The 25,330-nt window shown below is 52.4% G+C and carries 14 protein-coding genes and 1 CRISPR repeat array; of the genes, 10 read left to right on the top strand and 4 right to left on the bottom strand.

Annotated features, from left to right (window positions below; genetic code table 11):
* Positions 1-7 precede the first annotated feature (7 nt).
* Positions 8-1,237 carry a serine/threonine transporter SstT gene (sstT, locus tag LVJ85_RS00930; protein ID WP_085364256.1) on the bottom strand — a complete coding sequence of 410 codons (1,230 nt, stop codon included), beginning with the start codon at positions 1,235-1,237 and terminating at the stop codon, positions 8-10.
* 403 nt (positions 1,238-1,640) lie between these two features.
* Here sstT and LVJ85_RS00925 point away from each other — a divergent pair, with 403 nt between their 5' ends.
* The 6 genes from LVJ85_RS00925 (at position 1,641) to LVJ85_RS00900 (ending at position 10,725) form a co-directional block, all read left to right on the top strand.
* A complete protein-coding gene (locus tag LVJ85_RS00925; protein ID WP_115134142.1) occupies positions 1,641-3,473 on the top strand; it encodes an autotransporter assembly complex family protein in 1,833 nt (610 codons plus the stop codon).
* Between the two features lie 159 nt (positions 3,474-3,632).
* Entirely contained in the window at positions 3,633-7,544 is a 3,912-nt protein-coding gene (locus LVJ85_RS00920; RefSeq protein WP_244740664.1) for a translocation/assembly module TamB domain-containing protein, read from the top strand.
* A gap of 157 nt (positions 7,545-7,701) precedes the next feature.
* Positions 7,702-9,072 carry an adenylosuccinate lyase gene (gene purB, locus LVJ85_RS00915; RefSeq protein WP_244740662.1) on the top strand — a complete coding sequence of 457 codons (1,371 nt, stop codon included), beginning with the start codon at positions 7,702-7,704 and terminating at the stop codon, positions 9,070-9,072.
* Between the two features lie 120 nt (positions 9,073-9,192).
* Complete coding sequence (locus LVJ85_RS00910) at positions 9,193-9,789, top strand: PAAR domain-containing protein (protein WP_244740659.1); 597 nt, start codon at positions 9,193-9,195, stop codon at positions 9,787-9,789.
* A gap of 13 nt (positions 9,790-9,802) precedes the next feature.
* Positions 9,803-10,351, top strand: coding sequence for a type VI secretion system amidase effector protein Tae4 (locus LVJ85_RS00905; RefSeq protein WP_244740657.1), 549 nt, complete (start codon positions 9,803-9,805; stop codon positions 10,349-10,351).
* An 8-nt stretch (positions 10,352-10,359) separates the two neighbouring features.
* Positions 10,360-10,725, top strand: a complete 366-nt coding sequence (locus LVJ85_RS00900; protein WP_244740655.1) for a type VI secretion system amidase immunity protein Tai4 — start codon at positions 10,360-10,362, stop codon at positions 10,723-10,725.
* 204 nt (positions 10,726-10,929) lie between these two features.
* Here the strand turns inward: LVJ85_RS00900 and LVJ85_RS13400 are convergent, their stop codons facing one another.
* On the bottom strand, positions 10,930-13,005 hold the full coding sequence (locus LVJ85_RS13400; RefSeq protein WP_304653903.1) for a hypothetical protein: 2,076 nt from the start codon (positions 13,003-13,005) through the stop codon (positions 10,930-10,932).
* Positions 13,006-13,468: 463 nt separating this feature from the next.
* On the opposite strand from LVJ85_RS13400, the gene istA reads away from it, so the two are divergent.
* The 4 genes from istA to LVJ85_RS00870 all read left to right on the top strand — a co-directional run bounded on the left by istA (position 13,469) and on the right by LVJ85_RS00870 (position 18,552).
* Positions 13,469-15,001, top strand: a complete 1,533-nt coding sequence (gene istA, locus LVJ85_RS00885) for an IS21 family transposase (protein ID WP_182073206.1) — start codon at positions 13,469-13,471, stop codon at positions 14,999-15,001.
* Positions 14,988-15,716 carry an IS21-like element helper ATPase IstB gene (gene istB / locus LVJ85_RS00880; RefSeq protein ID WP_370686940.1) on the top strand — a complete coding sequence of 243 codons (729 nt, stop codon included), beginning with the start codon at positions 14,988-14,990 and terminating at the stop codon, positions 15,714-15,716. Before istA ends, istB begins: the two co-directional genes overlap by 14 nt.
* Before the next feature lie 311 nt (positions 15,717-16,027).
* The gene (locus tag LVJ85_RS00875; protein ID WP_370686943.1) at positions 16,028-17,566 is read left to right on the top strand and encodes an ABC transporter permease; all 1,539 of its coding nucleotides are present in this window, start codon (positions 16,028-16,030) and stop codon (positions 17,564-17,566) included.
* A gap of 14 nt (positions 17,567-17,580) precedes the next feature.
* Complete coding sequence (locus LVJ85_RS00870) at positions 17,581-18,552, top strand: ABC transporter ATP-binding protein (protein ID WP_244740651.1); 972 nt, start codon at positions 17,581-17,583, stop codon at positions 18,550-18,552.
* 137 nt (positions 18,553-18,689) lie between these two features.
* Positions 18,690-23,653: a CRISPR direct-repeat array (repeat unit 32 nt; unit sequence GTTTCAACACACAGCCGCCCGAAGGCGGCTGA).
* 190 nt (positions 23,654-23,843) lie between these two features.
* Here LVJ85_RS00870 and cas2 read toward each other — a convergent pair.
* Positions 23,844-24,137, bottom strand: coding sequence for a CRISPR-associated endonuclease Cas2 (gene cas2, locus LVJ85_RS00865; RefSeq protein ID WP_040667137.1), 294 nt, complete (start codon positions 24,135-24,137; stop codon positions 23,844-23,846).
* Between the two features lie 91 nt (positions 24,138-24,228).
* Entirely contained in the window at positions 24,229-25,242 is a 1,014-nt protein-coding gene (cas1c, locus tag LVJ85_RS00860) for a type I-C CRISPR-associated endonuclease Cas1c (RefSeq protein ID WP_244740649.1), read from the bottom strand.
* Between the last annotated feature and the right edge of the window lie 88 nt (positions 25,243-25,330).

Here is a 25,330-nt window from a genome sequence, read left to right as displayed (position 1 = left end):
ATGAATTTTAAAGTTTGCCTTCTTCACGTTGTCTTCCATAATCTGCGGCCGCAGTAAAGAGTACATCAGTAGATGAGTTCAACGCGGTTTCAGCTGAATCTTGTACTACGCCGATAATAAATCCTACTGCTACAACTTGCATGGCAATATCATTTGGGATACCGAACAAACTGCACGCTAAAGGAATTAACAGCAATGAACCGCCGGCTACGCCTGAAGCACCCGCCGCACTAACGGTAGCAACCAAACTCAACAATAAAGCTGTCGCAAAATCCACTTGAATGCCTTGAGTGTGTGCGGCTGCCATTGCTAACACGGTGATGGTGATGGCCGCGCCCGCCATGTTGATGGTCGCGCCCAAAGGAATAGAAATCGAATATGTATCTTCGTGCAAACCGAGTTTTTTGGCCAACGACATATTAACCGGGATATTGGCTGCGGAAGAGCGGGTGAAGAAAGCCGTTACACCGCTTTCGCGCAAGCAAGTCAACACAAGCGGATAGGGATTGCGGCGGATTTTCCACCACACAATCAACGGATTCGCCACCAAAGCGATAAACAGCATACAGCCTACCAATACAGCCAGTAATTTCGCGTAGCCTGCCAAAGCACCGAAACCGGTTTCGGCAATGGTGGAAGACACTAAACCGAAGATACCTAAAGGTGCAAAACGGATAACCCATTTGACAACGGTTGAAACGGCATCCGCCAAGTCTGCAATCATGAGTCTCGTTTGCTCGGACGCATGACGCAAGGCAAATCCCAACACCAAGCCCCATGCCAAAATACCGATGTAGTTTGCATTCGCAAGGGCATTAATCGGATTGGCTACCAGATTCAACAGCAAGGTTTTCATGACTTCTTTAATGCCTGAAGGAGGCGTAGTAGTAACGTCACCTGCACTTACCAATACGATTTCGGTTGGAAACAGAAAACTTGCAATCACAGCAGAAAGCGCGGCGGTAAACGTACCGATGGCATACAACACAATAATAGGTTTGATGTAAGCCTCATTGCCTTTTTGATGGCTGGCAATGGCACTCATGACCAACACAAACACCAGCACGGGTGCAACTGCTTTCAATGCACCCACAAAAAGCGTTCCCAACAGCCCAGCCGCCAAACCGGCAGAAGGCGACAGTGCCGCCAGTGCTGCACCTAACAGCAGCCCGATAATAATCTGCTGCACCAAACTAACGCGATTAACGGCATCAATAACCGGATTTCCACTTGCCACGACACATCCTTATATAAGGTTAAGAATAGCTAACATTCTAAAATAAAACGCTTTGAATGGATAGAAGCCGTTAATTAAGCTGCTAAATTTTTATAAACCTCATTTTTTAGTGTTTTATTTCAATTTAAATCAAATTTTAATATTTTATTTTTATAAAATATCTCATCACGAAGTACACCCTTTTATTCATCCGTAACATCATTTTCTTTTTCAGGCGTTTTCAGTTTGTTCGCTTTCATTTTTTAGAAAATCTGTAAAATTTGCTATAAGAATAAATGCTTACCGATAAAAAAATCTTTCTTGGTTTAATGATGCCGCCTGCTGAAAATAATAAAAAATGCTAGAATCGGCCTTCGCAGACGCTGCTATCGTTTTAAAAAATTAAAAACTGGTTTAAGAAGTTATGAAAAAACACACCGTTAAGCTTTTACTGCCCGCGCTTTCGCTTGCCTGCACACAGGCTTTCGCCTATACACCTTCGCCTGAAGACTATGTGCCTATTAAAAAAGAAAAAAAAGAACCGCAACAAGCTGAAAGCAACGGTAAAAAGCTGCCGGTAAAGTATCCGATCCGTATCAATGTGAACGATAAAGAAGTCAAAGAGATGTTGGAAGAGCATTTGCCTTTGATTTCCCAGCAAGAAGAAGAGGAATTGGATAAAGAACAGCTGGGCTTTTTAGCTGAAGAAACGCCTGACAACGTTATCACGATGTTGAAAACCAAAGGGTATTTCAACGGCAAAGTTACGGTAGAACCTTTGGGCGAAGGCTATCAAGTTAATGTTACCACCGGCCCGCGCACGAAAGTGGATAACGTCGGCGTGGCGATTGTGGGTGATGTGCTGCAAGACGGCGATTTGGCGCAATACTATAAAAGTGCTTTGGAAAACTGGGCCTTGCCGGTAGAAAATCCTTTCGACCAAAGCGGCTGGAGCAGCAGTAAAACATCGGTGCTTTCAGCGGTAACACGCAAAAAATATCCTTTGGCCCGACTATCCCATTCTCAGGCCACCATCAATCCCTACAACAATACCGCCGATTTAAATGTGGTCGTAGAGAGTAACCGGCCGATTTATTTCGGCGACATCCAAATCAGCGGCACCAAGCGCTATCCTGAAAGCGTGGTGCGTGGGATGGCCAAGTTCCAACCCGGTTCGCCTTATGATTTAGACCAGCTTCTCGATTATCAGCAGGCGCTGGAGCAAGACGGCCATTATTCCGGCGCGTCGGTACAAGCCGATTTTGACAATTTGCAGGACGACAGAGTGCCGGTCAAAGTGGCGGTATCGGAAGTCAAACGGCACAAACTCGAAGCCGGTGTACGCTATGATTCCGAATACGGCTTGGGCGGGCGCATCGGTTATGACTACTACAACCTGTTTAACCGCGGCTACATCGGTTCGTTCGTGGTGGACACCGACAAATACGAAACCACCGTGGCAGCCGGTGTGAGCCAACCGCGCAAAAGCAACGGCCATTATCTGACTTCCAACGTTTCCTACACCCGCTCCACCACTCAAAACCTTGAGAAACACGCTTTACGCAGCGGCATTTGGCGCGTGCGCGAGCGTAACAACATCGAATCGCGTATCGGCGTCGAATACCTGACCGAAAGCAGCCGCGTGCCGGACACCAATTACGATTTAGGCCGCAGCCACGCCACGATGGTAACGGCTTCGTGGAAACGGCAGGAAATGTCTACGCTGCTGCGTCCCGAAAACGGCTATTACCTCGACGGCAAAATCGGCTCTACACTCGGCTCGCTGCTGTCGTCCACCAGCATTGCACGGGCGCGGGCAAGTGCGGGTTATTACTTCACGCCGGAAAACAAAAAAATCGGCACCTTTATCGCGCGCGGACAAGTGGGCTATGTGTATGCGCGTGAAGATCAGGAAGTACCCTCTTCTTTAAGGTTCCGCACCGGCGGCGCAACCTCTATCCGCGGTTATGAATTGGACAGCATCGGCTTGGCAGGCCCCAACAATTCCGTGCTGCCCGAGCGAGCCTTAGCCGTGGCCAGCTTGGAATACCAGTATCCGATCAACAAAAGCTTTTCGGCAGCGGTATTCCACGACATGGGTGACGCAGCTTTGAACTTTAAGAAAATGTCGTTGAAGCACGGCACGGGTCTCGGCGTGCGCTGGTTCAGCCCGGTAGCGCCTTTCTCGTTTGACATTGCCTACGGCCATCACGACAAAAAAGTACGCTGGCACATCAGCTTGGGTACACGTTTTTAAACCGACCCATCAGGCCGTCTGAAAAACTTATGCTTACAGCGAACGGATCACCGATATTTTCAGACGGCCTCACACTATATATACATATACGATATACGAACCTACGGTCGGCAAGCCAGCAGCCTCCGACCTACCCCAAGATGCACAGGTTAATACAAGATGACAGACCATCAGGATAATAAAAACACCGAACAACTCCGGCAAAACGGGCATACCGAAACGCTTCCCGATACGAGGCCGTCTGAAAAGCAGCCGAAAAAAAGAAAATGGCTCAAAATCACAGCGGTATTGTTTGCCTCGCTGTTGTTTGTTTTCAGTGCGCTGGCAGGTGGCGTGGTGTGGCTCGCCGGCACCGAATCCGGTCTGCGCTACGGTCTGTATAACATTCCCTCATGGTTCGGCGTCAACATCCAATCCAAAAACCTGAAAGGCACACTTTGGAAAGGCTTTACCGGCGACGAATGGCGCATCGAAACCGAAGGCGCCGACATCGAAATCAGCGCCTTAACTTTCGACTGGCAGCCCGACGAACTGAAACAGAAAAAACTGCACATCCGCCAAATCCTCGCCGGCGACATCAGCGTCATCACCAAGCCCACCCCGCCCAACGAAAAACAGCCCCCGCAAGGCTTGCCCAAAAGCGTGAGCCTGCCTTTGGAAGTGCTGGTCGATAAATTGGAAACCGGCAAAATCAGCGTCGGCCCGCGCGCCAACAAGCAAACCGTTTACCTCAACCACCTTTCAGCCTCATACGCCTACGACCACCAGCTCCACAGCCTCAAGCTGGCCGACATCAACACCCCGTGGAACAGCGCATCGGGCAACGCCACCTTGGGCGTGAAAAGCCCGTTTTCCCTCAACGCGATTCTCAACGGCAGCGGCACGCTGGATAACGATTACATCGTAGCCGCCACCCGCCTGACCGGCAGCCTGCAAGACGTAGAAACCGACATCCGCATCGACGGCGACAACGTGCGCCTGCATGCCACCTCCGTGCTGCACCCCTTTGCCGAAAAACTGAACGACAAAATCAAGCTCGCGCAGGTTAAAGGTTTCAACATCAACCCCAGCGCTTTTTTATCTTCCCTGCCCAAAGCCAAGCTCGAGTTTGATGCCACCATCGTGCCCTCTTTCGAAAAAGGCATCGGCTTGGAAGGCTCGATAGATTTGCTCAACAGCGCCGCCGCACCCGCCGATGCACAAGGCATTCCGGTACGCAAACTGTTGTCGGACTTCACCATCAACGATGAAGGTCTGATCCGCATTCAAGATACCGAAGCCCAATTGATGAATAAAGGCACCGTAGGGCTGGCCGGCACCATCGACACCGCCAAGCAAGAGCTTGCCCTCGCCGCCTCCCTGCGCGACATCACCGCCGCCGACGTAGTCAAACAAAAACTCGACGGCAAATTAAACGGCACCATCAAAGTCGGCGGTGCCTTTAAAAACCTCGAAACCGCTTGGGAACTCGATACCGGCAACGCCCTTTCAGACGGCCTCATCCAAATGCACACCGACGCCAAAAACGGCCAGCAAACCCTGCATTTCAAACAAGCCCGGGTACGCCCGACCAACGGCGGCGAAATCAATGCCACAGGCTCGCTGGAGCTGTTTAAAAACCAAGCGCTCAAGCTCGCCGTGGTCAGCAAAAACTTCAACCCCGGCAAGCTGAACACGCAGTTCCCCGCCGGCAGCGTCAACGGCACGATTAACCTCGACGGCGAAATCGCCAACCAAAAATACAGCGGCAAAATGCAGTTCGGCCCCAGCACGCTTTCCGGCGTACCGCTGAAAGGCAGCGCCGATGTCGTTTATGAAAAAGCCCACCTCTCGCGCGCCGTGGCCGACATCCTGCTCGGCAACAACAGCATCAAAACCAACGGCAGCTTCGGCAAACAGGGCGACCGCTTGAATGTAGACATCAACGCGCCCGATTTAAGCCGCTTCGGCTTCGGACTCAGCGGCTTGATTACCGCCAAAGGCTACATTGCCGGCGACCCCGCCAAGCTGGAAGCCGATTTAGTCGGACAAGCCCGCAGCCTGCGCGTTGCCGATGCCGTGCAAATCAACGACCTCAACTTCAAACTACAAGGCTCGCCCGATTACAGCCGCCCCTTAAACGTCGAACTCAAAGGCAACCGCATCAGCATCCTCGGCGGCGGTTCACCCACCGTGATCGACAGCGTCGATTTATCCGTTAACGGCACAGGCTTGAGCCACCGCATCCGTGGCGGCGGCAACATGTCGCTCGGCGGCAAACCCTACACCCTCGCCGTCGATGCCAACGGCGGCTTAGACAACAAACAGCAATGGAAAGGCACGCTCAGCGTGCTTGACATCGGCGGCGCCTTCAACCTCAAGCTGCAAAACCGCATGAACCTCGAAGCCGGTGCCAACCGCGTAGCCATGAGTGCTGCGCGCTGGTCTGCCATGGGCGGCAGCCTGAACATGGAAAATTTCGTTTGGGACAAGAAAAACGGCATCACCACCAAAGGCAACGCCGTCAATCTGGATATGTCGCAACTGCATAATTTCTACACGCCGCCCGTGAAACACAATCTCGTTTTGGCCGGCGACTGGGATTTGTCGTACAGCCAAAACGCCCGCGGCTACCTCAACATCCGCCGCCAAAGCGGCGATGTGGAGTTGCCGTACCGCAAACAAATGCTCGGCTTGGGCGCACTTTCCCTCAATACTACCTTCCAAAACGGCCGTATCGACAGCAAACTCGACGGCGTTACCGGCTACGGCAACATTAACGGCAACGTCGTGATCAGCCAGCAGTTTGGTAACGACATCAAACTCGCACCCATCAACGGCAAAATCAGCATCGGCGCGCCCAATCTCGAAGCCTTCCGCAACTTCTTGCCCGTGGGCCAAACCCTGCGCGGCAACCTCGAAGGCATCGCCACCATCGGCGGACGCGTCGGCCAGCCCCAATTCAACGGCACGCTCAACGGCAACGACCTCTATTACCGCAACCAAGACTTAGGCTTAATCCTCGACCACGGCGTATTGCGTTCGCGCATTCAAGGCCAATCGTGGCTGATCGACAACCTGCGTTTCCACCGCGGCGGCACCGTAGAACTGAAAGGCACGGTAGGCTTAAACAACGCCGAGCCTAACGTCAACGTTGATGTTTTATTCAACAAATACAACGCGCTGGATAAAGCCAACCGCCGCCTGACCCTCAGCGGCGACGCCAAAATGCTCTACACCGAAGCCAACGGCGTTATCCTCACCGGCACGCTCAAAGCCGATTCGGGCTATTTCGGCTTCCAAAAATCCGGCATGCCCACTTTGGACGACGATGTGGTCGTGCTCGGCGAAGTGGAAAAACCCAAATCCACGCCCACGCCCATCAGCATGAATCTGGTGCTCGACCTCAACGACAACCTGCGCTTCAGCGGCGAAGGCTTGGACGTTACCCTCGGCGGCCAACTCAACCTGACTGCCAAGCCCGGAGAGGCCGTACAAGGCGTCGGCACGGTGAAAGTCATCAAAGGCCGCTACAAAGCCTACGGACAAGACCTCGACATTACCAAAGGCCAAATTTCCTTCGTCGGCCCCTTGTCCGACCCCAACCTCAACATCCGCGCCGAACGCCGCCTGTCTGCCGTCGGCGCCGGTGTAGAAGTGCTCGGCAGCCTCAACAACCCGCGCATTTCACTGGTAACCAACGAGGCCATGAGCGAGAAAGACAAACTGTCGTGGCTGATTCTCAACCGTGCCAGCAGCGGCAGCGACAGCGACGAAGCCGCCCTTTCCGCCGCAGCAGGCGCCTTCCTCGCAGGCCGCGTCAACGACAAACTCGGCTTGGTGGACGACTTCGGCTTCACCAGCAAACGCCGCCGCGACGCCCAAACCGGCGAACTGAACCCCGCCGAACAAGTGCTGACCGTCGGCAAACAGCTCACCAACAACCTCTATCTGGGCTACGAATACGGCATCAACAGCGCGAGCCAGTCGGTCAAACTGGTTTACCAGCTTACCCGCGCCATTCAGGCCGTTGCCCGCGTCGGCAACCTCTCGTGGGGCGGCGAAGTGAAATACAGCATACGTTTCGACTAACCGCCATGAGGCCGTCTGAAAGCACTTTTTCAGACGGCCTTTATCATGTTTTGAGGCCGTCTGAAAAGCCGCTTTGATGTATAATTGCCGACAATTTCACATCATTGCCGGCTGTTTTCAGACGGCCGCATATCCCCCAATCAAACAGGAATCCGCTATGATCAACCCCATTTCCGCCCTTTCCCCGCTTGACGGCCGCTACGCCAAATCCGTAGAAGCCCTGCGCCCGATTTTCTCCGAATACGGCCTGATGAAAGCCCGTGTGAAAGTTGAGCTGAGCTGGCTCAAAGCATTGGCCGCCGAACCGAAAATCGCCGAAGTGCCCGCATTCAGCGACTTCACCGTTGCCGAAATCGACCGCGTGATCGCCGAATTTTCACTGGAAGATGCCGCCGCCGTGAAAGCCATCGAAGCCACCACCAACCACGACGTGAAAGCCATCGAATACTGGTTGAAAGAGCGTTTTTCGGGCGTGCCCGAAGTTGCCGCCGCCAGCGAATTCATCCACTTCGCCTGCACCAGCGAAGACATCAACAACCTTTCCCACGCCCTGATGCTGCAAGAAGCACGCGAAGCCGTGTTGCTGCCAAAGCTGGCCGAAATCACCGCCAAACTCACCGAAATGGCGCACGACTTGGCCGCCGTGCCGATGATGAGCCGCACCCACGGCCAACCCGCCACACCTTCCACTTTGGGCAAAGAAATCGCCAACGTCGTTTACCGCCTGCAACGCCAAATCAAACAGCTTGCCGCACAAGAATTCTTAGGCAAAATCAACGGCGCGGTCGGCAACTACAACGCCCATATGGTCGCCTACCCCGACGTAGATTGGGAAGCGCACTGCCAAACATTCGTCGAGCAATCGTTGGGTCTTACCTTCAACCCCTACACCATCCAAATCGAGCCGCACGACTACATGGCCGAGTTTTTCCAAACCCTCAGCCGCATCAACACCATCTTAATCGACTTCAACCGCGACGTATGGGGCTACATCTCCCTCGGCTACTTCAAACAAAAAGTCAAAGCGGGCGAAGTAGGCAGCTCCACCATGCCGCACAAAGTCAACCCCATCGACTTCGAAAACTCCGAAGGCAACTTGGGCATGGCCAACGCCGTGTTGGGCTTCCTTTCGGAAAAACTGCCCGTTTCCCGCTGGCAGCGCGACCTCACCGACAGCACCGTGCTGCGCAACATGGGCGTAGGCGCAGGCTACACCGTGCTGGGCTTGGTCGCCCACCTGCGCGGCCTGAACAAACTGGAAGCCAACCCCGCCGCCTTAGCCGCCGACTTGGATGCCACTTGGGAACTCTTGGCCGAACCGATTCAAACCGTGATGCGCCGCTACGGTGTGGCCAATCCGTATGAAAAACTGAAAGACCTCACCCGCGGCAAAGACGGCATCACGCCCGAAGTGCTGAAAGTGTTTGTCGAATCGCTGGACATCCCCGCCGATGCCAAACAGCAGCTGCTGGCTTTAACACCTGCGCTGTATGTGGGCAAAGCCGAAGAACTGGCAAAACGCATTTAAGGCATTTGAAATGATAAGAGGCCGTCTGAAAACTTTTTTCAGACGGCCTTCTTTAATTTACAATATCATGACAAATTAATCTTTCTTTATACATGGAATAACAAACAAAGGACAATTGAAATGACCTCAAGAGCAATAATACGGGTGGGAGATAGAACTACACATGGCGGACGTGTTATGGAAGGATTTGAAAACATCATCATATACGATAAACCTGCTGCGGGAGTAGGGTACACAGGCTATTGTCCGCAATGCAAAACAATGTTCACGATTATCCAAGGCTCAAATAAGCTTTTTTATCTAGGTAAAGAAATTGCACTTGAAGGAATGAAAACTTCTTGTGGCGCTATTCTCATTGCATCACAATCTCAAGCCTATATAGATGATGAAACAAATAACATACAAATGATGTCTGCTACCCCACCAGTAGAGAACTATACAAATAAAGCTGAAGAAAAAGTCAAGCAAATAATAGAATTATATTGGTCGTATGGGGAACAGCAAGTTCGATTAGATGAGTTTTCAAAATACTATACAGATTTAAACTTACATATCATTACACGAAACTATTTAATAGGAGAACCTGTTGAAGTCACCATCAAAATAGATAATGAGGAAGATGAATTGTCAGAACAATTTACCGTTACCGGAATAATCGGTTCAGACAATTGCGCAGTAATAAAAAATATTTTCGACGGAAAAAGCATTGTTATTTAAGAAGGATATCAATATGAGCATATCTGCATCTGCACAAGGACAGACTAGTTCTGTTACTGTTAAGAGACCAAAATTTTCTGACTTATGGAATGCTTACCCGATAAATTCAACTGCGGAACAAGCATACAGGTTAGTTGGAGGTTCTCCATTAGCACATTACGAAGAAAATCCCAGAGGATATGCTAATGCGTGTGCGATCCGATTAAGCAGGTCATTTAATCATGGAAACTTTCCCCTAACGCGCCAAAGACTCTCTAAAGTCCCACGTTATTACGCATTATCAGGAGGGGACGGTAAGCCTTATTTATTAAGAGTAAACGATATAATTAAATACGTTCAGAATAATTTAGGCAACCCAGATATCGAGCTTGTAGCTGATGGAACAAATCAAAGTAGAAGATTTGCAGGAAGAAAAGGAATCATCATATTTATCATCAGCGGATGGGGAGATGCCACCGGACATGTAACATTATGGAATGATTATGAATGTGGAGATAAATGCTATTTTCAACCAGATAATGCAAAACTTATAAAAATATTATTTTGGGACTTAAAGGACTAGGAGATGAAATGAAGCAAATGTTGTCTATATTTCTGTTGTTAGCAATCTATATTTTGCCCGCCCATGCCCAACAAGATTCATTATTGGAAAGAAGAAAACTTTTGCAAAACTGGGGGTTCAGCCATTGCTTATATCATTTCGGTGAAGGTAAATGGTTGAAAGAAGACGTTGGAGCAGCCAGCGGGGTTTATTTTCAGGCTGGAGGCCACCAAGCTCCAGCTTATCAAGCAATAAAAAAATTCATCAATAATGCAATGATAAATTCAAAAGAAACCGACTCCCAAAACAATAAATTGATATTTTACAAATGCTTAAAGATTTACAACTCAAATGAATACAAAAGAATGATTAAGAAAATGGATAAATACTCGTAAAGTACAACTTCAAAAGTTAGATGTGTTTTTTACATATATCAATCAACTATCAATCAACACGCAACGATGTAAAGTGATTGATATAAAATAGAAGTTACTGCGGGTTGGCGCTGATTGACATTCTATCCAAACAAATAAGCAGCACATACTCAAGAGGCCGTCTGAAAATTTTCAGACGGCCTCAATTGCCTATTTAACAAGCAATCAAATCATAGGAACGATGGGATCGTCCGATACGGAGGCCGTGGCCGTATTTCGATAGGCGTAATCTGTTCCGGCGGCAGGCTGGGCGGCTTGGGTTGCGGTTTCGGCGGGTGTGCCGAGCGCTGCTTCCAGTTTGCTGTTGATTTTACTTTCCAGCAAATCATAGGCAACGGCTCCCGAGTCGAACACAAATGATTTAACGGATACGTTTTTTTGGTTGTCGAGCTGTTTTTCAATGGTAAGCATGTCTGCGCAGTCCTTGAAGCCGATTACCCAATCGGTCTGCATGCCTGACGGATGGGTGATTTTTTTGAGCGTTAAATCTTGCGGGGTAATGCCTTTGCTGAAACGGACGATGTTGCTGCCTTCCCAATCGCTGATTGTGTCTCTGCCGTAATCTTTTCCGAAGATATAGGTGTCGTTGCCGGCTCCGCCGTAAAGGGTGTCGTCGCCCTCGCCTCCGTTGAGGGTATCGTTGCCCCACAAGCCGTGCAGCAGGTCGTCTCCGTTGCCGCCTGTGAGCAGGTTGCCGTTTACGTCGCCGAAGAACATGCGGTCTTCGGGGTCGGGTAGGTCTTTCAGGGCGAATTTGATGGTGTGGGTGGCGTCGTCGCTGAGGGTGCGTTCGGGGTCGAACGAGTGGAATTTAAAGCGAATTTCGGCTTCGCTTGCGCCTTTGTTGGGAATGAACACCAAGTCTTCGCTGTCTGAAACGTAGAAGCGGTCTGCTTTTACCCATTGCCGTATGCTGCCGTCTGAAGACATATAAGCCAAACGGCCGCCGATGACTTTTTCGATATCGTAGCTGTGCTCGGGATGCTCGTTGCCTGCGCCGACGCCGAAAACGGCTTCGCTGAGGCGGTAGGCGTTGTTGTTGTCGATGGCAACGGTTTTGGTATTGCCTTGAATGCCGACGGCGGATTCCAAATCCCAAGGCGTATAAACGCCGGAATCAAATTCAAACCTCTGAACGGCAGCATCGTCGCCGTGTGCGTTTTGATTGCGGATGTGCAAAACGTCTTGCGTACCTTTGATACCGATTTTCCATGTATCGCCAATCCTGCCGTCTTCCCACACATCGGCCTTGATCAGCAAATCTTCGGGGCGGATGCCCGGGCCGAATTTAACGGTATTGATGCCTTCGGAATCAAACAGGGTTTCCACGCCGGGGATTCGGTAGTCGATGATGGTATCTTTGCCGTAGCCTCTGTCGAAGAAGTAGGTGTCGTCGCCTTTGCCGCCGAAGAGTGTGTCGTTGCCTTTACCGCCGTCGAGATAGTCGTTGCCGTCGTTTTTATCGCTCCAAACCTCCCAACCTGCTTGGTTGGTAACGGGACGGATATATGTGCCGCCGATCAGTCGGTCGTTTCCTTCGCCGCCGTACAGTTTGTCGCTGCCGTCGCCGCCGCGCACATCGTCGTTGCCGCCTTTGCCGCGGATAACGTCATCCCCGCCGCGGCCTTGTATGAAGTTGTTCGAAACATTGCCGGAAATGGTGTTGTTGTCGTTGTTGCCCGTGGCTTTGATGGCTTTATCGCCCACTAAAGTCAGGTTTTCGACATGCTCGGGTAAAACATAATCGGCGCTGCTGAATACGCTGTCGGTGCCTTGATTAACCAATTCGATAATTTTGTCGTTGGAGTCGTCCACTTGATAAATATCGCTGCCGGTGCCGCCGACCATCAGGTCTGCGCCTTTTCCGCCGTCTAAATAATCGTTACCGCCGTAGCCGTATAAATCGTCTTTGCCGTCGTAGCCCATCAAGCGGTTGCGGTTTTCATTGCCGACAATGGCGTTGTTCAGCTCGTTACCGGAGCCGTCGAGCGCAGCTTTGCCGACTAAAAACAGGTTTTCGACATTTTTCGGCAGGGTGTAAGGTATACTGCTGTATATGGTGTCTATGCCCCGGTTGATCTTCTCAATCACGCGGTCTTGCGGATGGGTAACGCGGAAAATATTGTCGCCGTCATCGCCGTACATCACTTGAGGAGAGCGGCTTACCTGCTCTGATTTCAAAGCCTTTGTATCGGGTTGCCCGTCTTTTGCGGCCACTACTGAAGTTTTTTTGTTGCTCATGATACTTCCTTATCAAAAAATCAAGTTGAATCTTCATTCGTGAGACAAGACGAGGCCCTTAAGGTTTGATGTAAAACATCTAATTGAAATAATATTAATATTGAATATATTTATGTTGATATTATAATGTACAAATATTTGTAATCATAAGAGATTTTTATTATTTATTTTCAAACAATAACAAAATGGCAAGCAAAAAAATTTCCTGCAAAAAGCCAATTTGAGCAGGGAAGTTTCAGCCGTTTTGAAACATGAAGGCCAACAGTTTTTTCAGATGGCCTCGAAGCAGGATTTTCCGGCTTTATTGAGCCAAAGCAATACACACATGACTTTTACGGCTTAGTCCGTTGTTAAATATCGTGCAAAACTGAGCCAGGGAAACGGGGAGTTGTGCTCCAAAAGTGAGCCACTCTCCGTTTGTTATAAACTGCTCCGCTCTATCACACAGCGGAGCCCAACCTGGATGTTATGCATGGAAACCATCGCAAAAGTGCACCGGCTTTTTCACCGACAGAAACTCTCACAACGTGAAATCGCCAAACAACTCAAACTCTCCCGCAATACAGTCGCCAAATATCTGCAGCACGCCACAGTCGAACCCCCCGTCTACCGCAGAGAACAAACCCATTACCCCAAGCTCGGTCCTTTTCTTGACGTGTTGACCCAACAGTTGCTCCAAGAAGCCCGGCTGCCCAAACAGCAACACCTTTCTGCCCGTCGACATTTCGAACGCCTCAAAGATGCCGGTTATGCCGGACAGTACAGTGCCGTTGCCGTATTTATCCGCAAATTCCGCCAACAGCACCAACCCAAGCCGGTTCCGGTCTTTATGGCTCAGGCTTTTGCTCCGGGTGATGCTTATCAGTTTGACTGGAGTATCGAAACCGTTTGTTTGGCCGGACAGACCGTTAAGGTAAATATCGCTCATTTCCGCTTATGCCACAGCAGGGCTTTTTTCGTTTGTGCTTATCCCAATCAGAAAGCTGATATGTTGATGGATGCGCACAACCGCGCATTCGCTTTCTTCGGCGGCGTACCTGCCCGCGGTATCTACGACAATATGAAGACCGCCGTTACCCGAATCGGCAAAGGTAAGGAGAGAGAGTTTAACGCACAGTTTTTACAGATGATGACCCACTTTCTCATTGAACCGGTTGCCTGTACCCCGGCCTCCGGCTGGGAGAAAGGCCAGGTCGAGCGGCAGATACGCCACCTGCGCGAAAGATTGTTCAAGCCGACTTTGGCTTTTGATTCCTTTACCTCTCTCAACGACTACCTGCAACAGCAATGCCTGCGGCTGATGCGGCAGCACAAACATCCCGAATACAGGCAGCCGGTTAACGACATATGGGAAAGGGAGAAGCATTCGTTGGCTGCTTTCCGTCCCTATCCGGCAGAACGTTTGGAGATACTCAAAGTCAGCAACCAATCTTTGGTTACCGTCGAACGCCACCGTTACAGCGTACCGGTCGAATGGGCGGGCAATACGGTTAGGGTTTATATCGGCGCACAGACCGTCCGCTTTTGTAGCGATACCGACTGTATTGCCGAACATCCGCGCAGCTTTGTGAAAGACGGCATCAGCTATAACCCTTGGCATTTTTTGCCCTATCTGCAAAAGAAACCCGGAGCGTTAAGAGACGGCAGGGCTTTTATCGGCTGGGTACTGCCGCCCGTCATAGAGCGTCTGAAAGCCTGTTTGCTTAAGCAGCCCAAAGGAGACCGGGTAATGGTCAAACTGCTGAACCTGATGGCCGAATACGATGCCGACTTGGCATTGACGGCAGCGGAATTGGCATTGGACGAAGGTATGCCGACTCCGGAGGCAGTCTTGAACATCATCAACCGTCTGAAAGAACCGCCTCCACCCCGTTTCCATATTAGGGACATCCCGCTTACCGTCCCGCCGTCAGTTGATTGCAGCCGTTATGACCGCTTACTGAGTCTGTCGGGCAAACAAACGGATACGATGAAGGAGAAGCATCATGCAGCATGAACGTCTGGCCGGACTGTTGAAAGAATTGAAACTCGGTGCGATGGCGGAGCAGTGGGATGAAATCGTAGTGGACGGCATCCGTCGCAAACGGGGTACGCTGGATATTCTGGAGCGGTTGTTGACTGCCGAACATATAGCCAAAACCGCAAGGAGTATCCAAAACCGGATTAGCCAGGCAAGGTTTCCGCAACACCGCAGTTTGGCCGACTTCGATTTTGAGCAGAGTTTGATACACCGTCCGGCATTGGAACTGCTTTTGGGCGGGGACTATATCAGACAGAAGCGTAATGTGGTGTTGGTAGGCGGACCGGGTACGGGCAAAACGCATATTGCCACAGCATTGGGTATCGAAGCGGCGACACAAGGATTTAGGGTACGTTTTTGGAATGTACTGGACTTGGTCAACAAATTGGAAGCAGACAAAGACGAAGGCCGTCTGAAACTGACCGAGCAGCAATGTCGGTACGATTTGTTGATTCTTGATGAGTTGGGGTATCTGCCGTTTAGTCAGAAAGGCGGTGCGCTGCTGTTTCATCTGATGAGCCAACTGCATGAAAGGACGAGTGTTGTCATGACAACCAATTTGGCCTTTAGCGAATGGGTGAAACTGTTTATGGATGAAAAGATGACGGGTGCTTTACTGGACCGCCTGACTTATTGCTGTGATATTTTTGAGACGGGCAATGATTCTTACCGGATGAAACACCGCTCATAGGGTGGCTCAATTTTAGACCACAACTGTGGCTCAGTTTTGGAATGGAATTGACAGTCCGTGAAGTTATACGTATTTTGCTATAAAATACCCGTACATAAAAGTAATTAACGACTCACACTATTCGGGTTAACCGACTCACAAAACCAACCGGGAAAACCGCAATTCAGCCAAGCTTTCATGCCGTTTGCGCCCGAATCCCTACGAAACCGGCCTAAAACTGTACAATGGCTCAAGTTTCACGGCAGTAAAACGCATACTGCAATCCCTATCATTCTTTTACCTACCTTTGTCCACTGGAGCGCCGCAACATGATGGCCGTCGGTTCCTTCTTTACTACCTTGCTGCTGGCTCTGCTGCCGCTCGGCTTTTTGGCCGTGATGGTGGCCGCTCCCTTGCTGGCATTGGCTGCGTATGAAAACGAAGGTATGGTATGGGCAACCTTGCAAGACAGCTACATTCAGATGCGCATCGGCTGGACAACGCTTCAAGCCGCCATCACCTGCGTCCTCACTTTACTCTTGGGCGTGCCGGTTGCGTGGACATTGGCACGTTTCGAATTTCGCGGCAGAAGATGGATTCTGCGCCTGCTGATGCTGCCTTTCGTAATGCCCACACTTGTAGCGGGTATGGGCGTTTTAGCCCTGTTCGGCCCGCGCGGATTATTGTGGCCGGGCTGGGAAGACACGCCTTATCTGCTGGTTTACGGTAACGTTTTTTTCAACCTGCCCGTACTCATACGCGCCGCCTATCAAGGTTTCCTGCAAGTGCCCGCCGCCCGCCTTCAGACGGCCCAAACACTCGGCGCCGGCAGATGGCAGCGTTTTTGGCATGTCGAGCGACCCGTACTCCAACCGTGGCTGGCCGGCGGCATGTGCTTGGTGTTTCTCTACTGCTTTTCAGGTTTCGGACTGGCCTTGCTGCTGGGCGGCAGCCGCTACGCCACCATAGAAGTGGAAATCTACCAACTGATAGCCTATGAACTCGATATGGCCACAGCGTCGATCTTGGTATGGCTGGTGTTGTTCATCACCGCATCCGCAGGCATCGCCTATGCTTGGCTGAGCCGCCGCGCCGCCTCCGGCAGAAACATCCGCCCCCTAACGCCCGAACCGCCGCGCACCCCGGTCGAAAAAACCATGCTCGCCTGCACGCTTGCCCTGCTGTGCCTGTGCTGCGCCCTGCCCCTTGTGGCCGTGTGCCTCCAAGCCGCGTCGGCAGGCTCTTCATGGCAAGTATGGCGCGAAGCCGAAACCCTGTCCGCCGCATGGAATACCTTGCGCTTCACCTTTTCCGCCATGCTGCTCGCCCTCATACTAGGCATCACCCATGCCGCACTCGCACGCCGAGCTGCATGGGTACGCGGGCTGACCTTTCTGCCGTTTATGGTGTCGCCCGTATGCGTTGCCTTCGGCCTGCTGTTGCTCTACCCTGAATGGACGGCCTCGCTGCCGCTACTCGTCTCCACCTACGCCCTGCTGGCCTACCCCTTTATCACCAAAGACATCCTCGCCGCTTGGGACGCACTCCCCCCCAACTACACCGCCGCAGCACGCAGCATGGGCGCAGGCCCTTTTCAGACGGCCATTCACGTTACCGCCCCACTACTATTGCCCTCCCTGCGCCGCGGCCTTACCCTCGCCGCCGCCACCTGCATGGGCGAATTTGCCGCCACCCTCTTTTTATCCCGCCCCGAATGGCAAACCCTCACCACCCTCATCTACCGCTACCTCGGCACCGCCGGCAGCGACAACCACGACCGCGCCATGGTACTGACCGCCATCCTGATGCTGCTCGCCTTCATCGTCTTCCTCCTGCTCGACTCCGCAGAAAAAAAAGAGAAGGCCGTCTGAAAAAAGGAAAACCTATGCTGCAACTCAAACACATAAACAAACACTACGGCAGCAAAACCGTGGCCGACAACATCACCCTCCAAGTAGAAAACGGGCAAATCCTCGCCATACTCGGCCGCTCCGGCTGCGGCAAATCCACCCTGCTCAAAACCACCGCCGGGCTAGTACAACCCGACAGCGGCGAAGTTTGGCTCAACAACCAAAACATCACCCGCACCCCGCCCGAACACCGGCACATCTCACTCGTATTCCAAGACTACGCCCTCCTGCCCCACCTCAACGTTATCCAAAACGTCGCCTTCGGCCTCAAAATGCAAGGCATCAACCAAGCAGAAGCACACCCGAAAGCACAAGCCATACTCACCGAAGTCGGCCTCGCAGACGAAGCACAACGACGCACCCACAGCCTTTCCGGCGGCGAACAACAACGCGTCGCCCTCGCCCGCGCCCTCGTAACCGACCCCAAACTCATGCTGCTCGACGAACCCTTCTCCAGCCTCGACACAGGGCTGCGCCAACAACTGCGCCAGCTCACCGCCAACCACATCCGCCACCGCAACATCCCCGCCCTCCTCGTTACCCACGACCCCGAAGAAGCCTTCGCCCTTGCCGACCAAATCGCCCTCATGCACCAAGGCAGCATCATCCAGCTCGCCCCGCCCCAAACCCTCATCAGCGCCCCCACCGACGCCCGAGCCGCCCGCCTCATCGGCGCCACCAACGTCAACGACATCCGCTACATCCCCCAACACGCCATCCACTTCAACCACCCGCAAGGACAAAACGCCAAAATCACCGCACACACCCGCCTACCCGACCGCAGCCTGCTGACACTCATCCACCCCCAACACGGCGAAATACAACTCCACCTCGACCCCGCCGAAACCAGCGGCCTCAACCTACACCCCGGCAGCGAATGGCCGCTTTGGGTGAACGCACGGAAAATTGTTTGGTTTCAGCAGGATACGGATTTTCAAACGTACTAAAAAAGCCGAGAGGCCGTCTGAAAATATTTCAGCTAATTCATTTAGTTTGTAGCTGGATTTTTAGGTATTTGGGAATAGATGATTTTTCAGACGGCCTCAGATAAATCGTCTGTTTATTTTGGGGATTTAGAACGGTAAAGTTTGAATTTTTCAATGATTAGGCGGCTGAGGGCGGCTGACGATTTTTTTCAAGTTGGCCGGCTTGTTTTTGTAGTTTCAACACACAGCCGCCCGAAGGCGGCTGATTTGCCGCGCAGATGTTCCAGTTCGGCCATCTTTGTTTCAACACACAGCCGCCCGAAGGCGGCTGATATCCCGCCGCGCCGTTGCCCTGCTCGAAAAGCTGTTTCAACACACAGACGCCCGAAGGCGGCTGATTGTAATAGTTCTCGCATCCATTTCAGCCTGTTCCTGTTTCAACACACAGCCGCCCGAAGGCGGCTGACCATGCAAAAGGCGTGGATGATTAAGGCGGGCAGTTTCAACACACAGCCGCCCGAAGGCGGCTGATTGAATTCGGTCATCAAAAATACCAAATTAGCTCAAGTTTCAACACACAGCCGCCCGAAGGCGGCTGATGTGATGGAATTAAACCAAGAATCTAAGGCTTCTGTTTCAACACACAGCCGCCCGAAGGCGGCTGACAAGACACCAAGCTGCGCGGCATGTGCAAGGCAGCAGTTTCAACACACAGCCGCCCGAAGGCGGCTGACCGTATGTGTGTTTATGGAATCGAATATGAAATACGGTTTCAACACACAGCCGCCCGAAGGCGGCTGAACGTGCATCAAGACATTCAGACGGCCTATCAGCAGTTTCAACACACAGCCGCCCGAAGGCGGCTGAGTCGCCTACCGAGTTCTTGACGCTCAATACTTCGGTTTCAACACACAGCCGCCCGAAGGCGGCTGATTACCGCGTGGCTACAAAGTTTCAGGCCATCTGAAGTTTCAACACACAGCCGCCCGAAGGCGGCTGAGTTCCCGATTGTTCTATCCGAGGACTTAAGCCGGCGTTTCAACACACAGCCGCCCGAAGGCGGCTGACCGTAGCAATAATAATGCGGACTATGAATAATTTAAGTTTCAACACACAGCCGCCCGAAGGCGGCTGATTGAGTATGCCATCCGCTTTAACACCTGCGGGCTGGTTTCAACACACAGCCGCCCGAAGGCGGCTGACTTGTATTCGTTGTCTGCATCTGCAGTAAACATGTTTCAACACACAGCCGCCCGAAGGCGGCTGACTGCCACTCCGTCAACGACCGTTCGGAAACGCCTGTTTCAACACACAGCCGCCCGAAGGCGGCTGAACCCAACATCCAAGCTTTTTAGATTCCTTCGTCCGTTTCAACACACAGCCGCCCGAAGGCGGCTGAACGTGCCGGATTAACGGCACTTTTATTTTAGAGACGTTTCAACACACAGCCGCCCGAAGGCGGCTGAGGGTGTATAGTACTATTGTACTTACTAAATATCAAGTTTCAACACACAGCCGCCCGAAGGCGGCTGATAAGAGCCTATATCAACATCTTTTTTCAAAGACCCGTTTCAACACACAGCCGCCCGAAGGCGGCTGAGGTATATCTCGTTTTTTTACCGTTATAGGTAGATGGTTTCAACACACAGCCGCCCGAAGGCGGCTGACGATGCCTCCACGGGCGGCAGCGACAACAGCGGCGGTTTCAACACACAGCCGCCCGAAGGCGGCTGACGAAGCATGAGCAGCAAACTGCCGCCGCATGTCGTTTCAACACACAGCCGCCCGAAGGCGGCTGACAAATGCTAACTAGATGAGCGTTTGCTAAGTAGTGTTTCAACACACAGCCGCCCGAAGGCGGCTGACAAAGCTTCCCCCTTGACACCTTTCCAACTCCGTGTTTCAACACACAGCCGCCCGAAGGCGGCTGATATCGGGCGGTGCGCAAAAACTTAGCGGCCTTTGTTGTTTCAACACACAGCCGCCCGAAGGCGGCTGAATTAACGCATTACGCGCTTCATCAAGGCAAAGGCGTTTCAACACACAGCCGCCCGAAGGCGGCTGACCAACGGTTATGCCCAATTGGCATCGGCCACAAAGTTTCAACACACAGCCGCCCGAAGGCGGCTGATTGCCGACGGCATGGAGAAAGTCGCCGGAGCGTCTGTTTCAACACACAGCCGCCCGAAGGCGGCTGACTACTATGATGCTTTGGTTAAAACCATAGGGGCAAGTTTCAACACACAGCCGCCCGAAGGCGGCTGAGTAAAGTTGCTGCTCGGGAATGCTCATGAGTTTAGTTTCAACACACAGCCGCCCGAAGGCGGCTGACGTTTGCCCCCGAAAACGGCTTATTCACTTATTTTGTTTCAACACACAGCCGCCCGAAGGCGGCTGAAAGCTATCAAAACAGACAACAAATTAGTAGATTTGTTTCAACACACAGCCGCCCGAAGGCGGCTGAAGCGGATGCCATTTCAACAACTCAAAAAGGGCGTGTTTCAACACACAGCCGCCCGAAGGCGGCTGACTCAAACTTGCAAAAAAACTTGCAATGTTTCACGTGTTTCAACACACAGCCGCCCGAAGGCGGCTGAGCGGTGTAAGGTTGCTTAACATTTATACTAAGCCTGTTTCAACACACAGCCGCCCGAAGGCGGCTGAGCAGCAAATTGTTCATCCGATGCGCTACCCTTGTTTCAACACACAGCCGCCCGAAGGCGGCTGAGGGTCATCCAATCCTTTTCGCAATCCTGCGATGCTGTTTCAACACACAGCCGCCCGAAGGCGGCTGACAACGATGCCGAACCTTTCCGGCTGCGAAACCGTGGTTTCAACACACAGCCGCCCGAAGGCGGCTGATTTCCTTAACCAGCTCGCCGACTTCACTCACGCCGTTTCAACACACAGCCGCCCGAAGGCGGCTGACGGGTAAACCATTCCAACCCCGCGCTTAATGCACCGTTTCAACACACAGCCGCCCGAAGGCGGCTGACACCATAGAAACAGACAGCACGGAATACCGTATCGAGTTTCAACACACAGCCGCCCGAAGGCGGCTGATTTGATATTCAAGGCAGCTCGCAGGAACTGATTAGTTTCAACACACAGCCGCCCGAAGGCGGCTGAGTGTTGAAAACGCCCGAAAAATAAAAGGTTTCGGTTTCAACACACAGCCGCCCGAAGGCGGCTGACCCGCTATATAGAGTATGTTCAAAGCATCATCGGGGTTTCAACACACAGCCGCCCGAAGGCGGCTGATTGCGAGCAGCGCGGGGGGCAGCGCTCATGAAGATGTTTCAACACACAGCCGCCCGAAGGCGGCTGACTACTGCCCTGCCCGCTATCGCTCACGCAAATGCGGTTTCAACACACAGCCGCCCGAAGGCGGCTGACACCATGCAAAGACATTTCCCAACATGCCTTATAGTTTCAACACACAGCCGCCCGAAGGCGGCTGACGGCCAAAGCATACCACGCCTTACCTATGGACTTCCTGTTTCAACACACAGCCGCCCGAAGGCGGCTGAGCGTTTCCCGATTCCCGAAGGCTGGCGTATTGATAGTTTCAACACACAGCCGCCCGAAGGCGGCTGATGAAGGTTCGAGTAGCAAAGATGAGCTGTTTGTTGTTTCAACACACAGCCGCCCGAAGGCGGCTGATTTCAGCGATACGCATTTTAGTTTCACATTGCTGTTTCAACACACAGCCGCCCGAAGGCGGCTGAGCCTCACGTTTGCCGTGCGAAGACGTGGCCGAACGTTTCAACACACAGCCGCCCGAAGGCGGCTGACGACTAAGCCGACATGGCCGCCGCCTTTGCGCTCGTTTCAACACACAGCCGCCCGAAGGCGGCTGAGCTTGCCTTTTTCGTACACGCGTACAAAACGGCTTGTTTCAACACACAGCCGCCCGAAGGCGGCTGAACTTTTTCAGACGGCCTGATAAAGAACATAGCTGGTTTCAACACACAGCCGCCCGAAGGCGGCTGAAATGCAGCAGGCGGAGCGTCGGCATACAGTGCGTTTGTTTCAACACACAGCCGCCCGAAGGCGGCTGAGCCGTTGCTTCGACGCTCAACAACTTGGTCTATCGTTTCAACACACAGCCGCCCGAAGGCGGCTGACGTGATTCTATTAACATAGCTTATTAGAAGTCAAGAGTTTCAACACACAGCCGCCCGAAGGCGGCTGAGGAAGTGGTGTTTAACGCCATTTCCGGCGCGTCTGTTTCAACACACAGCCGCCCGAAGGCGGCTGAAACGATGCCGAACCTTTCCGGCTGCGAAACCGTGGTTTCAACACACAGCCGCCCGAAGGCGGCTGACGAATTGGCTAAAAAGATTCATAAAGAGTATGCTGGTTTCAACACACAGCCGCCCGAAGGCGGCTGAGCCATAAAACGAGTTTTGTTAAAACAATCACAATGTTTCAACACACAGCCGCCCGAAGGCGGCTGACGTCTTATATCTTCACGGGTGTTTACGATTAAATGGTTTCAACACACAGCCGCCCGAAGGCGGCTGAGTGTTTCGAGTTCGGCTACATATTCAGGCACTTTTGTTTCAACACACAGCCGCCCGAAGGCGGCTGACGCCGTTGAGCCATATCTAAAAAAATATGCCGTTGTTTCAACACACAGCCGCCCGAAGGCGGCTGAATACGGGCGCAGCGAAAAAGAAGTGTTGATGCCGAGTTTCAACACACAGCCGCCCGAAGGCGGCTGATATCAACAACAGGAGCATTTAAGCATGACACCTGTTTCAACACACAGCCGCCCGAAGGCGGCTGACCGCCGTCTTTAAGCATCAGATTGGGCAGGCCATGTTTCAACACACAGCCGCCCGAAGGCGGCTGAAAGTCCCTGAGGGCAAGACTGAGGGTTGTAACAGGTTTCAACACACAGCCGCCCGAAGGCGGCTGAAAGTCCCTGAGGGCAAGACTGAGGGTTGTAACAGGTTTCAACACACAGCCGCCCGAAGGCGGCTGATGTATGGGCTATCGTGTCGGTTTCCAATGTTTTGTTTCAACACACAGCCGCCCGAAGGCGGCTGAAAAAGCAAATGATTGCGCTTGGTGCAAGATTGACTGTTTCAACACACAGCCGCCCGAAGGCGGCTGAAGCCTTCTCGGAAACCTTTATCCATCAAGGCTTGCACGGCCCTGATTCGCTAAAACTCTCCGAAAACGCGAAAAGCGAGTATAACACAGCCTTATTCCGCCACACCCGCTTTCCTAATTTCCTGATTGTTAAAGAACAATCCTGCATCGCTAACCACCCCGCATTTTCATGAGAACCACGGGTTAGCGATTCACACGATCAGCGTATCCTGAAACACATCCACCGCCGCCTTCGCGCCGTGATGTTCCACCTTTCGCCGCCATTTGCTACCCAGATGGTAAAAGCGCAGGCTGTCGGTTTCGGGCTGGTAAGTGTCGAGCAATTTGGCCTTCAGTTTTACCCACTGATCAGGCGTTACGTCGCACTCGAATACCGAATATTGCACGCGCACGCCGTAATCCAAGCAATGTTTGGCGATGCGCCGCAGCCTCGCCTGCCCTGCCGCGTCTTCCAGCGAAATATCATAAGTAATCAACATCAACACACTATTTCCCCTTATCCATTTTTCAGACAGGCATTTCAGACGGCCTCCAAGATTACCCGAAAGGCCGTCTGAAAATGCCTGTCTGAAAAACTCAACGCATCAAAAACGGCGGATACTCCGCCAAATCCCCGCGCAGATGCCGCGCCAGCAGCATCGCCTGAATATACGGCAACAGGCCGATTTCCACGTCTTCTTGCAAAAACGGATGGATAATCTTCTCCTGCTTTTTCGCCTGAAGAGCCTGAAAAACCAGTTTGCGCGCTTCGGGTTTGATATTCACCGCGCCGCTGGCCTCATGCACAAAATCCTGTGGCTTGATTTGCCCGCGGTTAATCAGGGAAAGCACCATCCTGTCCACCCACCACGCGCGGAATTCCTCCAAAATATCCTGCGCCAAACTGTCGCGTCCCGGTCGGTCGGCATGCAGAAAACCCACCTGCGGATCCAAGCCCACGCCCTGCAACGCGCCGCTGATGTCTTTGCCCAAAATGCTGTACACAAAAGACAGCAGCGCATTCACCCCATCACGCGGCGGACGGCGGTTGCGGCCGTCAAAATCAAAACCGCTTTTCTCCGCAAGCAAATGCCGGAACACCCCGAAATAACGCGCCGCCGCATCGCCCTCAATCCCGCGAACCTTGTCCAAACACTCTGCCCGCTTCAGTTGCTGCAAACTGAAATTCAACGCCGTTACCGCCGCCTGCACCTCCGCATGCTCGCCATGATTGCGCAAACGCCGCTGCAACACCCGCTTGGCCGACTGAATCTTCGCCGCAATAATATGCTGCGCAATCGGTACGGGATTTTGCTCTGACAGCCGATATTGCGCCCGCCGCAACAACACATTACCGCTCTGCCGCCCCTGCAAACGCCCCAAGAACCGCCCGTTCTCGGTAAAAAACGCCAGATTCACATTGTTTTCACCGCAAAACCCCATCAAAAAAGGCGACACCAACACGTTACCGAAACAAAAAATATGCCCGATCGCATGCACCGGCAACTGCGCCACCTTCTTGCGCTCCTGCTCCACCACCAGCGTTTCCCGCTCCTTATGCAGATAACTACCTTGGGTGGTGATGTAGAGCGTGTTTTGAAGTTTGCGCATTATAAAAACTCCTCGGATTTTGAGCGCACTCTTAGGGATTGATGCTTAGGCTACCTGAAACAGGGTAGGTCGGATTCTTGAATCCGAC

Origin of the sequence: Neisseria sp. Dent CA1/247 (assembly GCF_022870825.1) — a bacterium.
Taxonomy (GTDB): Bacteria; Pseudomonadota; Gammaproteobacteria; order Burkholderiales; family Neisseriaceae; genus Neisseria; species Neisseria zoodegmatis.
This window is presented reverse-complemented; position numbering and strand designations above follow the sequence as displayed.

Bases quoted from the DNA above. Each gene is read 5' to 3' on its own strand.
- LVJ85_RS00925 (WP_115134142.1), top strand. From the start codon at position 1,641: ATGAAAAAACACACCGTTAAGCTTTTACTGCCCGCGCTTTCGCTTGCC.
- LVJ85_RS00920 (WP_244740664.1), top strand. From the start codon at position 3,633: ATGACAGACCATCAGGATAATAAAAACACCGAACAACTCCGGCAAAAC.
- purB (WP_244740662.1), top strand. From the start codon at position 7,702: ATGATCAACCCCATTTCCGCCCTTTCCCCGCTTGACGGCCGCTACGCC.
- LVJ85_RS00910 (WP_244740659.1), top strand. From the start codon at position 9,193: ATGACCTCAAGAGCAATAATACGGGTGGGAGATAGAACTACACATGGC.
- LVJ85_RS00905 (WP_244740657.1), top strand. From the start codon at position 9,803: ATGAGCATATCTGCATCTGCACAAGGACAGACTAGTTCTGTTACTGTT.
- LVJ85_RS00900 (WP_244740655.1), top strand. From the start codon at position 10,360: ATGAAGCAAATGTTGTCTATATTTCTGTTGTTAGCAATCTATATTTTG.
- LVJ85_RS13400 (WP_304653903.1), bottom strand. From the start codon at position 13,005: ATGAGCAACAAAAAAACTTCAGTAGTGGCCGCAAAAGACGGGCAACCC.
- istA (WP_182073206.1), top strand. From the start codon at position 13,469: ATGTTATGCATGGAAACCATCGCAAAAGTGCACCGGCTTTTTCACCGA.
- LVJ85_RS00875 (WP_370686943.1), top strand. From the start codon at position 16,028: ATGGCCGTCGGTTCCTTCTTTACTACCTTGCTGCTGGCTCTGCTGCCG.
- LVJ85_RS00870 (WP_244740651.1), top strand. From the start codon at position 17,581: ATGCTGCAACTCAAACACATAAACAAACACTACGGCAGCAAAACCGTG.
- cas1c (WP_244740649.1), bottom strand. From the start codon at position 25,242: ATGCGCAAACTTCAAAACACGCTCTACATCACCACCCAAGGTAGTTAT.